Annotated in this window: 9 protein-coding genes; all 9 read left to right on the plus strand. The window is 35.5% G+C overall.

Features of this window, described 5'->3' with window-relative positions:
• Window positions 1–6: 6 nt before the first annotated feature.
• The 9 genes from Q0893_RS14300 to Q0893_RS14340 all read left to right on the plus strand — a co-directional run bounded on the left by Q0893_RS14300 (window position 7) and on the right by Q0893_RS14340 (window position 14808).
• Window positions 7–1926, plus strand: a complete 1920-nt coding sequence (locus tag Q0893_RS14300) for a carbohydrate-binding protein (RefSeq protein WP_299276865.1) — start codon at window positions 7–9, stop codon at window positions 1924–1926.
• A 44-nt stretch (window positions 1927–1970) separates the two neighbouring features.
• The gene (locus Q0893_RS14305; RefSeq protein ID WP_298902886.1) at window positions 1971–2786 is read left to right on the plus strand and encodes a glycoside hydrolase family 16 protein; all 816 of its coding nucleotides are present in this window, start codon (window positions 1971–1973) and stop codon (window positions 2784–2786) included.
• 113 nt (window positions 2787–2899) lie between these two features.
• Window positions 2900–6370, plus strand: a complete 3471-nt coding sequence (locus tag Q0893_RS14310; protein ID WP_299276869.1) for a hypothetical protein — start codon at window positions 2900–2902, stop codon at window positions 6368–6370.
• 11 nt (window positions 6371–6381) lie between these two features.
• Complete coding sequence (locus Q0893_RS14315; RefSeq protein ID WP_299276872.1) at window positions 6382–7668, plus strand: glycosyl hydrolase family 17 protein; 1287 nt, start codon at window positions 6382–6384, stop codon at window positions 7666–7668.
• A gap of 24 nt (window positions 7669–7692) precedes the next feature.
• Window positions 7693–9198, plus strand: coding sequence for a glycoside hydrolase family 30 protein (locus Q0893_RS14320; protein WP_298902883.1), 1506 nt, complete (start codon window positions 7693–7695; stop codon window positions 9196–9198).
• A 30-nt stretch (window positions 9199–9228) separates the two neighbouring features.
• Window positions 9229–10869, plus strand: coding sequence for an MFS transporter (locus Q0893_RS14325; protein ID WP_298902881.1), 1641 nt, complete (start codon window positions 9229–9231; stop codon window positions 10867–10869).
• Window positions 10870–10889: 20 nt separating this feature from the next.
• Window positions 10890–11798: a glycosyl hydrolase family 17 protein gene (locus tag Q0893_RS14330; protein WP_299276877.1), complete on the plus strand. Its 909-nt coding sequence runs from the start codon at window positions 10890–10892 to the stop codon at window positions 11796–11798.
• 334 nt (window positions 11799–12132) lie between these two features.
• Complete coding sequence (locus Q0893_RS14335) at window positions 12133–13635, plus strand: T9SS type A sorting domain-containing protein (RefSeq protein WP_299276881.1); 1503 nt, start codon at window positions 12133–12135, stop codon at window positions 13633–13635.
• Between the two features lie 165 nt (window positions 13636–13800).
• Complete coding sequence (locus Q0893_RS14340; RefSeq protein WP_367180670.1) at window positions 13801–14808, plus strand: LacI family DNA-binding transcriptional regulator; 1008 nt, start codon at window positions 13801–13803, stop codon at window positions 14806–14808.
• Window positions 14809–14831: the final 23 nt, after the last annotated feature.

The following is a 14831-nucleotide window of genomic DNA, read 5'->3' on the forward strand; positions in this document are numbered from 1 at the left end:
AGAAAAATGAAAAATATAAAGTTTATTAATTCAAAGGTTTTACTATTGCTAGCGTGTATTTCGATGGCTATAGTAGGCTGTGATAGAGATATTTCTGATGATGCAATAGAAGCTGGATTTCCACAAAACGGAGATGTTTTTATTGATGGGTTTAGTGCAGGGTTAGATTACTTTCCTTTTGGAGATTCGTTTTTCGAAGCGTTTTCTGTTGATACCGAAACCACTTTCGGTGGTAGCGATGCTTCAATGCGATTTGATGTACCTAATGAAGGTAATCCTGATGGTGGTTATGCTGGTGCTATTTTCCGCACATCTTCTGGACGTGACTTATCAGAATTTGATGCCTTAACATTTTATGCAAAAGGTTCTGAAGCTAGAACGATAAATGATATTGGATTCGGACAAGATTTTGGTGAGAATAAGTTTCAAGCTGAAATTACAGGATCGCTTCAACTTACGACAAACTGGAAAAAATATATTATACCTATTCCAGACCCTTCAAAATTAACTGAAGAAAGAGGATTACTATGGTATGCCGAAGGACCTGAGGGTGGTACAGGATTCTCGTTTTGGCTAGATGATGTAAAATTTGAAAAGTTGGGTACTATTGCACAGCCAAGACCTGCTATTCTTGAAGGAAATGATTTAAACGAAACTACCTTTATAGGTTCTCAACGTCCGCTAACTGGTTTAAGACAAACATTTAATTTAGGAACAGGTATTGATGAAATCGTAAAAGCGGCACCTGGATATTTTAATTTTACATCTTCAAATCCTAGTGTAGCAACTGTAAATGAACTAGGCGTTGTAAATGTTGTTGGAATGGGAACTACCGTAATTACTGCCACGCTTGGTGGTATTGATGCTGCAGGATCCTTAACATTAGAATCCTTAGGAGAGTTTACTCAAGCGCCAATTCCAGATAGAGATCCTGAAAACGTGATATCTTTGTTTAGTGATGCTTACACGAATATACCAGTAGATTATTATAACGGCTTTTTTGCGCCATTTCAAACGACACTAGGAGGTGCACCTCCATTAAATATTGGTGGTGAGGAAGTTATTAATTATACAGATTTAAATTTCGTAGGTGTCGGTACATTTTTAAACGTATCTCCAATAGATGCAACGCAAATGACACACCTCCATGTTGATATTAATGTACAAGAAGCAATAGATGCAGGGGATTTTATAAGATTAGAAATACTCAATGGTGTTCAAACTCCAGATGAAATATCTGGATCGGTGACATTAAATAGTTCACAACTCGTGTCAAATGGGTGGGCGAGTTTTGATATTGCATTAGGTGACTTTACAGGTTTAAGTGTTAGGGATCAATTAGGTCTTTTGTTCTTCGTTTCAGATGCAACAGTTTCAAATATCTATGTTGATAATATTTATTATTACAAAGAGGTTATAGATCCTTCGCCCAATGTAGATGATTCTGGTGCAACTCAAGTAGAATTGCCAATAGGTTGGGAGTCTACAACATTAACATATGACTTTTTAGGTTTTGCAGGTTCTGATCCTGCAATTGAAGCCAATCCAGATCCAACTGGAATTAATCCTACGGCTAATGTTATGCGAACTACAAAAACGGTTGGAGCCGATTTCTTTGCAGGAACTTTTGTCAATCTCGATGCACCAATTGATTTTTCAACATCTCAAAAATTACGAATGAAAGTTTGGTCACCTAAACTAGGTATACCAATTAGAGTAAGGCTAGAAAATGCTGATAATTCTGTTGGTATCGAATTAGATGCGAATACAACAACAAGTAATGAATGGGAAGAATTAGAGTGGGATTTTTCAGGAATGAATACTGCTCCAGATTATGTTAGAGTTGTTGTTTTCTTTGAATTTATTCCTGGCGTGCCAGGAGATGGAAGCACTTACTATTATGATGATATACAAATAATTAACTAAAGTTAAAGGTTATGCTAATTAGAACAGATAAAAAATATTTTAAAATGAAAAATGTCTCTCTTATAACTTGTTTATTACTAATAGTGTTTGTTTTTACAAATTGTAACACAGATGAGACTCAAACAGTAACGACCTTGAATAATTTAACATTGTCTCAAGAGTTTGATGTCAACGGAGCTCCTGATCCAACAATTTGGACTTATGACATAGGAGATGGCTCAGATATCGGATTGCCAGGTTGGGGTAATAACGAATTGCAATACTATACAGATCGTCCCGAGAATGTAGTCATTGAAAACGGAATGCTGAGAATAACGGCTAGACAAGAATCTTTTGAAGGGTCTGGTTATACGTCAGCTAGAATACAAACAAAAGATAAATTCGAACAACAATACGGGCGTTTCGAAGCAAGAATCCAATTACCATGGAGTCAGGGGCTTTGGCCAGCGTTCTGGATGTTGGGATCGGATTCTGATGAAGTAGTTTGGCCATTAACAGGAGAAATTGATATTATGGAAAACAGAGGTCAAGAACCTACATTAATTAATGGTAGTGTTCATGGCCCAGGATATTCTGCTGGCGAAGCAATTACAAAATCATTCGAATTGGAAAACGATCGCTTTGATACAGGGTTTCACATTTTCGGTATCGAATGGGGTCCAAATTATATCAACTACTACGTAGATGACGTATTGTACAATCAAATTACACCAGAGGATGTTACTGGAGAATGGGTGTTTAACAAGCCATTTTATATTATTATGAATGTTGCGGTTGGAGGTAATTATCCAGGTCCTCCAAACGAAAATTCTGTTTTCCCACAATCCATGTTGGTAGATTACATAAGGGTATACCAATAGTAATTTTTGAAATTTTAACTATCAAACGATTTATAGTAAAGGTTGAATGTATTCATATCATGGATACTCAGCTTTAAGAAAAAAGACATGCACTTTTATTAAGCATATAGATAATGATAAACGACACAACTTTAATGAGAAATAATACTATTTCTGAAGAAAAACGAATCAGGTTAACTGATTTGGTCATAGATAATGAGTCTTATTATAAGATATCAAATAGTGATGAAATTCGTCCATTTTTTATGAGTATCGTGAGTGATTCCAATCACTGGATGTTTATATCAAGTAATGGAGGACTAACGGCGGGACGTAAAAACTCTGAATATGCACTCTTTCCATATTATACAGATGATAAGATTACAGAGTCGGCAGATATTACTGGTAATAAGTCGATTTTTAAAGTTGTTAAGAATAACCAAGAATTCATGTGGGAACCTTTAGCCATAAGGTCTTTGGGTAGGTATTCTACAACTCAAAATTTGTATAAAAACAGGTTTGGGAACAAAATCATTTTTGAAGAGATTAATCATGATCTAGAACTCATTTTTAGATACCAATGGAGTTCTAGTAATATGTTCGGTTTTATAAAAAAATCTAAACTCATTAATGTAGGAGCAGATACTGTTCAAGTAACACTCTTAGATGGTATTCAAAATATTATGCCAGCCAGCATTGGTAGTGATATCCAAAACCAATCGAGCAACCTTGTGGATGCATACAAGCGAAATGAACTGGAGGAAGCCACTGGCCTTGGAATTTACGCTCTAAGCGCAATTCTTGTTGATAAGGCCGAGGCTAGCGAAGCCTTAAGAGCCAATGTTGTTTGGTCGTTAGGATTAGATAACCCTAAACACTTGTTATCTGCTCTACAGCTTAACAATTTCAGATCAGGCGAAGACATTGTACAGGAAGTCGATATTAAAGCCGAAAAGGGAGCCTATTTAGTGTCTTCAGAAATTGAACTGTCGGCAAACGATTATAAAGAATGGATGATTGTTGCTAACGTTAATCAAAACCATTCTGACATAGCTTTATTGTCAAAACAAATTAGAGATAATGATGCTCTAATTGATCAAATTAATGCCAATATCGATGCAGGTACGAAACGTTTGGTTGAACTAAATGCGGCTTCAGATGCTATTCAAGTTTCAGCAGATAGTTTAAGGGATACGCGTCATTTTGCCAATACGTTGTTCAATATTATGCGTGGTGGAATTTTTGACAATGGATATCAAATTGAAAAATGGGATTTTAGTAATTACTTATTCAATGCAAACAAGAAAGTTGCGCGCACGTCAGAAAAGACTTTAGAAAATCTTCCAGATGTATTTTCTTTGTCAGAAATCCAAAAAATTGCATACGCTAGTGACGACAAAAACTTCAGACGTCTTTGTCTGGAATACATGCCATTAAAGTTTAGTCGCCGACATGGAGATCCGAGTCGCCCTTGGAATAAATTTTCAATTAATACAAGAAGTGAAGTTGATGGATCTAAAATATTAGATTATGAAGGGAATTGGCGTGATATTTTTCAAAACTGGGAGGCCTTAGCACATTCTTATCCAGAATTTATTGAGAGCATGATTCATAAGTTTTTGAATGCTACAACTTTTGATGGTTACAATCCCTATAGAGTAACAAAAGGGGGCTTTGATTGGGAAACAATTGAACCAGATGATCCTTGGTCTTATATTGGGTATTGGGGTGATCACCAAATCATTTATTTACTTAAATTTTTAGAATTCATTAATAATCACAAGCCTGGTAGATTAGAGCGTTTTTTTACGAAAGACCTTTTCGTTTATGCGAATGTTCCTTATAAAATAAAGCCTTATAAAGCCTTATTAAAAGATCCAAAAGACACTATCATTTTTGATGAAGACTTAGATCGTAAAATCCAAGAAGAACGCTCACAATTAGGAGCTGATGGAGCTTTGTTGAGAGATGAAAACAGGTTTATTGTTAAGGCCAATTTTATTGAAAAAATCTTGGCGACATCTTTAGCAAAGTTATCTAACTTCATCCCAGAGGGTGGTATATGGATGAATACACAACGCCCAGAATGGAATGACGCAAATAATGCTTTGGTAGGTAATGGCGTGTCTATGGTTACGCTATATTATCTGCGCAGATTTTTTAACTTTTTCGAAGAATTACTTGACACCACAAATGTTAATGAAACCGAAATCTCTGTCGAATTATTTGACTTTCTTAATAAGGTTTTGGATACATTTGAAAATCATAAATCCTTATTATCTGCGAGCATTTCTGATATCGATAAAAAATCAATCTTAGATCAATTAGGAGAAGCAGGAAGTGATTTTAGAACGCATATTTATAATCATGCATTTTCAGGAAGAAAAAGAACACTTTCACTAGATAGACTGAAAGATTTTATAGCAATTAGCAAATCCTATTTAGAACATTCTATTAAGGCAAATAAGCGGGCAGATGATTTATATCATGCGTACAACTTAATGACTGTAAATACAGATAATTCGATTTCTATTTCTTATTTAAGCGAAATGCTAGAAGGACAAGTAGCCGTTTTAAGTTCGGGCTATTTAAATGCAACAGAAGCTCTGAACGTTCTAAATGCTTTAAAGCAAAGTAAACTTTTTAGGGAAGATCAATACAGCTACATGCTGTATCCTAATAAAGAACTAAAAGGGTTCTTAGATAAGAATACAATTTCAGAAGACGCCATTTTTTCATCAAAATTACTTCAGGACTTATTGAATGATGGCAATACTCAAATTATAGAACGTGATGTAAATGGGGAATACCATTTCAACGGAAACTTTAAAAATGCGAATGATGTTTCTGCAGCATTAGAAGCACTTTCTGAAACAAAGTATAAATCATTATTGGCATCCGATACGCCAAAAGTATTGCAGGCCTTTGAAGACGTGTTTAACCATAAGGCATTTACGGGAAGGTCTGGAACATTTTATGGATATGAAGGTTTAGGGTCCATTTATTGGCATATGGTTTCTAAGTTATTATTAGCGGTCCAAGAATGTTGTATTAAAGCAGTTACCGAAAAGGAGAACGACATAGTAATAGGACATTTATTGGAGCACTTTTATGAGATTAACGAAGGAATTGGGGTACATAAATCTCCGTCGTTGTATGGGGCGTTTCCAACAGATCCCTATTCTCATACGCCTGGAGGAAAAGGAGCTCAGCAGCCCGGAATGACAGGCCAAGTAAAAGAAGATATTTTAAGTCGTTTTGGGGAGTTAGGAATATTTGTGACACAAGGCAGATTATTTTTTAACCCTTGTTTGTTGAGAGAAGAAGAATTCTTAACCGAACCTAAAACGTTTAAGTATGTCGATGTAAATATGAAATGGAAGGAAATAGAGCTGGAGGCTCATTCTATGGCATTTACTTACTGCCAAGTTCCTATAATTTACAAAATGGGTTATGAAGATTGGATAGAAATTGAAACAACCCAAAGTTCACTAAAAACACTCAATAGTTTAGCCCTTGATACTATTATTAGTAAAGAAATTTTTGAACGATCAGGTTTGGTTGAGAAAGTTGTTGTGAGTATTAATAAATCTGTTTTAAAGTAAAACCAATAGGCATGAAATTGAAAACAAACATAATATGTATTGCTATTGTTTCAATAATCATGTGTGCCTGTAATCAAAACCCAAAATCAAAAAAACACATGCAAACAGCAAAACAAGTGACTGCTAAAGATATCTTAGGGAATCCTAATTATCTGGCAATATCTTATGGAGGTTATCGTAAAAAATCAAGAGATAGCCAACCAACACTAGAGGAGCTTAAGGATGATATGAAATTATTGTCGGCAATGGGTGTTAAAGTATTGCGCACATATAATGTGCAATTGCCTCACGCTTCTAATATTTTAAAAGCAATTACAGAACTTAAAGAAGATGATGATAATTTTGAGATGTATGTGATGCTTGGTGCGTGGATCGATTGTCTAAATGCATGGACAGATCAACCTATAGATCATGATGTTGAGAGTCCTAACAATACTGCGGAAATTGAAAGAGTGGTGGCACTGGCCAATCAATATCCAGATGTCGTTAAAGTTTTAGCTGTTGGTAATGAAGCAATGGTTAAATGGGCAGAAAGTTATTACGTCCAACCTAGCGTTATTTTAAAATGGGTTACATATCTGCAAGAACTAAAAGAAAACGGAAAACTACCAAAAGATATATGGATAACTAGTTCGGATGATTTTGCGTCATGGGGTGGAGGCGAAGAGCAATACCATGTTGAAGATCTAGAAAAGCTAATTAAAGCAGTTGATTACATTTCAATGCACAGCTACCCATATCATAACTCACATTATAATCCAGAATTTTGGGGTGTGCCCGAAGCTGAAAATGATTTGTCTGATATAGATAAAATTGATGCTGCCATAAAGCGCGCTATCCAATTTTCAAAACGCCAATATGATAGTGTAACCAATTATATGAAAAGCATTGGTGTTAATAAACCAATCCATATTGGTGAAACAGGCTGGGCAACTGTATCTAAAGGATTTTATGGACCAAATGGTTCTAAGGCGACAGATGAATATAAGCAGGGATTGTATTATAAACTTATGCGAGAATGGACCAATTCTGCCGGAATCTCATGTTTCTATTTTGAAGCCTTTAATGAGCAATGGAAAGATGCACAGCATCCAAATGGTTCTGAAAATCATTTCGGATTATTTACAATTGACGGAAAAGCTAAATACCCAATATGGGATTTAGTAGATACAAATGTTTTTGACGGATTAACAAGAAATGGTAATCCCATATCTAAAACATATAATGGAGACAAAGCAGCACTAATGAAAGATGTATTAGTACCACCAGCTTTAAATGAAATAATGGCCAATCGATAGACAGGATCAAGAAAACAGTCGAGTATGAAAACAGTAAACTACATTTTTTATTCCCTTTTAATAGTACTTATGATAAGTTGTAATGAAAAAAAAGAAACAGGACAGACATTACTTGAAGTAGAAGTTTATGAGACATCCGCAGATGGAAATCAGCTTACAAAAATTGATGAATTTCCAATTTCAGATTCATTAACGGTTTTAAAGCTAAATCCAGATAAAAAATTTCAAACTATAACTGGGTTTGGAGGAGCATTCACTGAATCTTCAGCCTATTTATTAAATCAACTCAGTGAAGCTAACCGAACTAAAATATTAAAAGCCTATTTCAGCAGAGAAGGAGCTAATTATTCATTAACACGTACTCATATGAATTCTTGTGACTTCTCACTAAGCCAGTACTCTTATGCGCCTGTTGAAAATGATATGACTTTAGACCATTTCACCATAAAAGATGATATGGATGACTTAATTCCAATGATAAAAGATGCGATGAAAGTCTCTGAAGATGGCTTTGATATTTTTGCATCTCCATGGACAGCACCACCTTGGATGAAAGATAATAACGAATGGGTAGGTGGGAAATTGCTCCCAAAATATTATGATACTTGGGCATTGTTCTTTTCAAAATATTTAGATGCTTATAAAGCAGAAGGTATTGATATTTGGGGATTCACCGTAGAAAATGAACCTCACGGAAATGGAAATAACTGGGAGAGTATGCACTTTACACCAGAAGAAATGACCGAATTTGTTCAACATCATTTAGGACCAAAATTGGAAAGCGATGGCAAAGGTGATAAAATCATTCTAGGCTATGATCAAAATAGAGCAGGGCTTAAAGAATGGGTAGATGTCATGTATGCCACAGAAGCGTCTTCAAAATATTATGACGGAACTGCTATTCATTGGTATGAGAGTACCTATGATTATTTCCCAGAAGCGCTACAATATGCGCATAATAAGGCTCCTAACAAATATCTGATTGAGACTGAAGGTTGTGTAGACTCTGAAGTACCGAAATGGAAAGATGATGCATGGTACTGGAAAAAAGAAGCTACAGATTGGGGCTGGGATTGGGCAGCCGAAGACCAAAAATATTTGCATCCGAAATATGCGCCTGTTAACCGCTATGCGAGAGATATTATTGGATGTTTGAACAACTGGGTTGATGGCTGGGTAGACTGGAACATGGTTTTGGACAGACAAGGAGGACCTAACTGGTTTAAAAATTGGTGTGTGGCTCCAATTATTGTTGATCCAGAAGCCGATGAAGTCTATTTCACACCTATTTACTACACCATGGCTCATTTTAGTAAATATATGAGACCTGGAGCGGTGGTAATTGATGTTGAAAATCCAGACAAAGATTTAATGGTAACTGCGGTAAAAAACCCTGACGATTCTATAGCTGTAGTTCTTTTTAATGAGGGAAAAACAGCAAAGAATTTCACTTTGAATTTAAACAATAGCAATGTAGATATTAAAATTAGCGCACAGGCCATTCAAACGATTGTTGTGCCAAAAGTATAAATCACTAATAACTAACTAAACTAAATCACTATGTCAAAAATTAAAACAGCTGCAAAAGATAAAGTTCCGTTTGTACAAAAAACAGCCTTCGGTTCAGGACATTTGGTGTTAAATCTACTGCCAGGAGCCTTAGCCGTCTTTATGTTTTTCTTGGTTACGGCATTTGGTATGGATCCATTTTTAGCTGGTTTATTAGGAGGATTACCTAGAATATTTGATGCTTTAACAGATCCTTTGATGGGTTTTATTTCCGATAATACTAAGTCAAAATGGGGGAGACGCCGACCGTATATTTTAGTTGGCGCAGTATTGAGTGGAATATTGTTTGCACTTTTATTTCAGTTGAGTGAAAACAATTCAGTCATGTTTAACTTCTGGTATTTCCTACTAATGTCTCTATTCTTCCTTATTGGAAATACCATGTTCGCGACACCATTGGTTGGTTTAGGATATGAAATGACTTCCGATTATAATGAGCGAACACGATTAATGGCATTTGCTAATACAATTGGTCAAATAGCATGGATGTTAGTGCCATGGTTTTGGGTTGTCATTGCAGACCCTACTGTATTCCCGCTTAGTGAAGAGACTTTAAGGGCGATTGGTGAAATGGGACTTACAGGTGATGAATTGCAGAAGATAACAGATGAAAAATTACAGGCTAATGGCGTAAGACAATTATCACTATTGGTTGGGCTAGGATGTGCTATTCTTGGGGTTTTACCTGCTCTATTTTGCAAAGGTATGGATCCTGGTAAAATGGAAAATAGAAAGAAAATTAGTTTTAAAACATTATCATCAAATTTTAAGGAATTATTTGATGGTATAAAAACAGTATCAAAGAACAAACCTTTTATGAAATTGTGTGGCGCTACCTTTTTGGTGTTTAATGGATTTCAAATGGTAGCTTCATTTAGCTTTTTTATAATTGTCTTTTATATTTATAATGGTGATTACGGTCAAGCTGGTACTTGGCCTGCGTGGTTTGCTTCTTTAACAGCAGTAGTAACAGCCTTTATGGTTATTCCTATTATTTCTAGAATAGCAAATAAATGGGGAAAACGAAAAGCCTTTATTATTTCAACTGTTATTTCTATTGCTGGATATATTCTAAAATGGTGGGGATTTGATAATTCCTTAAATGCCGAATTCAACCAATCGAGCTACGGTCAGAGTTTAAATAGTTTTGTGGCTTCCATATTCGAAACAATTAATCCTTTTTTAGATAGTATAGGAATGTCCTGGTTTAGCATGGATACAAGTCAAGGAGGACCATGGTTAATGTTCTTGCCTATTCCACTTATGGCTTTTGGTTTAGGAGGGCTGTTCACATTAATGATGAGTATGACAGCGGATGTTTGTGATTTAGATGAATTAGAGAATGGGATGCCTAGAAAAGAAGGAACTTTTGGAGCAATATATTGGTGGATGGTGAAACTAGGACAAGCCATAGCTTTGGTGCTTGGAGGTGCCATATTAACCTTAGTGGGGTTTGACGAAGGAGCTGTGTCTCAAACTGCTGAAACCATGACACGGTTGCGGATAGCCGACATTGTAATACCAGCCATAACAGCAGCTATTGCTATTTGGATTATGTGGAAATACAACTTAAATGAAGATAGAGCTAGAGAAATAAAGAAAGAACTCATTGAACGAAGAGGAGAATTATAACTATAAATTAAAGATTTTAAATGTCATATAGAGACGAAGAATATCACGCTTACAACGGCATCAGTTTTACAGAACATTCTGGGATTGATTTCGGTTCATATTCGATTGAAGAATTAAAAACGCTTTGGAGAGCAACGCTCAAAAAAGGAATGCACGGCATATGTTTTAGTATGTATGAGGATGGTCAGGAACCAGGCGATGTTATTACCGAAGCACAGGTAGAACGACGTGTTAAAATTTTAAAACCATATTCGAAATGGATACGTTCATTTTCTTGTATTGAAGGAAATGAACATATACCACGTATGGCGCACAAACACGGAATGAAAACTTTGGTTGGTGCTTGGCTTGGCGATGATAAAGATGAAAATGAAAAGGAAATAGAAGGACTCATTCAGCTGGCTAAAGAAGGAGTGGTTGATATCGCCGCAGTGGGTAACGAAGTACTTTACAGAAACGATTTGACTTTAGATGAATTATTAGGATATATCCGAAGAGTAAAAGAAGCTCTACCTGGTATTCCAATTGGCTATGTCGATGCGTATTATGAATTTTCAGTGCATCCAGAGCTTGTAGAAATTAGTGATGTCATTTTAAGTAATTGTTATCCATATTGGGAAGGGTGCCATATCGATGGCGCTTTACACCATATGCAGCAAATGTTTGGTCAGGCGTCAGATGCAGGACGTGGAAAAAAAGTAATCATTACAGAGACAGGTTGGCCAAGTCAAGGAGGTAGTTTAAAAGGTGCATTTTCCTCTGAGGAAAATGCAATGAAGTACTTTATTAATACGCAAGTTTGGGCTACCAAAGCTAATATAGATGTGTTCTATTTTTCGTCATTTGATGAGTCTTGGAAAACAGGAGATGAAGGTGATGTTGGTGCATATTGGGGACTCTGGGATAAGCATGAAAAACTCAAGTTTTAAGATTGAATTTAGGTCAATTTAACGCATACCGAGATTTGTATGCTACAACATAACAAATAATGAACAATACAACTGTAAAGATTAGCACAACATTACCACAACACATCAATTAAAATTGTGTTAAAGATTGGTTATGTTAATAATTAAAAACGCTTGAATTGCCTTTGTTTATTGGTTTTGTCGAAATAGTTAAACAGAAATAAAATTATTTGATTCTGTATGTTTTTTGTAGCGGTGCGTTTTGCGATAATCTCAAAATAGAGTGCTTAAATTTATAGAAATGAAAATATATTAATGTCTAATTTAAATAATTACTAATCTAATACATATAACTATGAAAAAAATTACACTAATTACTTTTTTATTGGCAACGGCTATGGTTTTTAGCCAAGCATTGCCACTTGATTATGAAGATACAACTACGACTGCAACATTTGAGTTTGGTGGTCTAGGTTTTGGTAATGTTGTTAATCCTGATATGACAGCTCCGAACACGTCAATGCGTGCATTAGAGGTGAATAAGCCAATGGGAGCAGAATGGTTTGGAGGATTTGGTTATGGAGCTCCTGATGGACCAATTTTAGCCGATATGGCCAACGGTACGTCATTTACATTAAAAGTAAGATCTTCAAAGGCTAATTTGCCTATTAGATTTGAAGTGCAAAGACCAGGAGAGGTATCTTATAATGTGATCCAAACGGTAACGACTGCAGATACTTGGACTGAGTTAACGTTTGATTTTACGAGCCAAGTTAATGGATCAGAACAATACAGTGTGATCGTAATTCAACCAGACTACGATATCTCTTGTGAAGGTGGAAGCTGCCCAACTATAGCAGTAGGCGGTGTATACTACTTTGATGACATTATACAAGTAGGAGCACCTGACCCAACATGTGATGATGGTATTCAAAATGGAGATGAAACAGGAGTTGACTGTGGTGGAGCTTCGTGCCCAACGTGTCCAGAGACTTGCGATGATGGTATTCAAAATCAAGATGAAACAGGAGTTGATTGTGGCGGCGCTTCTTGCCCTGCATGTCCTGCAGCAGATCCAACATCTGGACCTGTGAATAATGGATCTACAGGAACTGATTTTTATATCTATAGTGAATTAAGCGGAAATATGAACTCATCAGATTTTGCAGGATTTAATTTAGTTGACTTTGCAGGTGGTGCTCAAATTTCGCAACCTGATCTTGGTGGTGATACAGTTCTTAGAGTAGATAATTTAGATTTCTTTGGAAGTGGATTAGGTGAAAACTTTGACGCCACAGGAACATATAGCTATGTGCATTTAAATTATTATGCTACAACGGCGACAGCGTTTAATTTTTCTTTAGTAGATGATTCATTGAGCGCTACTATTTGTTGTGGAAATCCGGAAGAACCATTTTTTAGGTTTGGTGTGGATGCTCCTTTGTTAACAGGAGAATGGGTTAGTGTATTTATTCCATTATCTCATTTTGCGAATTATCCACCATTAGTAAGTGGTACATGGGATGGAACAGATATCAAGCAAACATTGATTACTGGAAATGGAACAGTTTTTATTGACAACATTTTCTTTAGTACAACAAATACGTTAGGAGTTGATGACGTTACGAGAAACGAGTTTTCTGTATTCCCTAATCCAACAACAAATAATTGGACAGTTATTGGAACTCAAACTATAGAATCTGTTCAAGTATATGATGTTTTAGGAAAGCAGGTGGTTAATGTAACACCAAATGCAAATGAAGTAGCGATTGATGCATCTAGTTTAAGAACTGGGTTATACTTTGCAAAAGTTTCTTCGGCAACAGGAAGCAAAACAATCAAATTGATAAAAAAATAATGCATAACTAACTAATATGTTAAAAGCCACATTTGCTATATGCAATGTGGCTTTTTTTTGTTAGTATCAAAACCGTTCAATGAGTAAAACTTTTGATATAACTTTCTAATCCTAACGAAAGCATTTACTTTTACATTAAAATACATCCTTTTATCTTTTGCACTTATGGTAACACTAAAACAATTAGCCGAACAATTAAATGTGTCTGTATCTACAGTATCTAAGGCCTTACATGATAGTGATGAAATTAGCCCAGAGACCATTGAACGTGTCAAGGATTTGGCAGCATTTTTAAACTATAAACCAAATAAGCTAGCGTTGAGCCTTAAAAATAGTAAGACCAATACAATAGGTGTTATTATTCCAAATATTCTAAATCATTTTTTTGCTAAGGCTTTATATGCTATTGAAATGGAGGCTAGTAAGCACGGTTATAATATTATAACCTGTGTGTCTAATGAGTTACAATCTAAAGAAATTAATAGCCTTCAACTATTATCAAATGGTAGTGTAGACGGCTTTATTTTGTCTTTAGCTGAAGAAACGCAGGTTGCAAATAATGTGAGTCATATTAATGACATATTACAACAAAATATTCCAGTAGTATTGTTTGATAGAGTGTCAGATGATATACATAGTGATAAGGTGATTATCGATGATTTCGGTGCGGCCTATGAAACCACTAAACATTTGCTTTCTGAAGGAAGAACTCATATTGTACTCATTAGTAATATAGATGAACTAAGTGTAGGAAAGCTGCGTGTAAATGGATATTTGGCTGCTTTAGAAGAGGCTTCAAATTATGAAAATGAACCTATTGTTATTACAATCGAAAAAGACAATTCTGTAGAAGATGGCGTACAGCAACTCTTTGAAAAACACCAATCGGTTGATGGCATTATTTCAATCGACAATACCTCTGGTGTTGTTGCGCTTCAAAAAGCGTTAAAACTCAATTATAACATTCCTAATGATCTTTCTATTATTGGTTTTTCAGATGAAAATGTGCTTCAGTTTACTGACCCTAAATTATCAACTGTTTCTCAACACACTGTAGATATTGGTAGGGCCTCTGTAGAATTACTTATAAACCGCTTAAAGGATAAAGGTAGTACTGCTAAAATCACAAAAACGATTAAAACCAATTTAATCTTAAGAGAAACTACCAAATAGAATTTCTAAGGAAATGTGATATT

Source organism: uncultured Psychroserpens sp. (genome assembly GCF_947494225.1).
In the GTDB taxonomy this organism is placed as follows: Bacteria; Bacteroidota; Bacteroidia; order Flavobacteriales; family Flavobacteriaceae; genus Psychroserpens.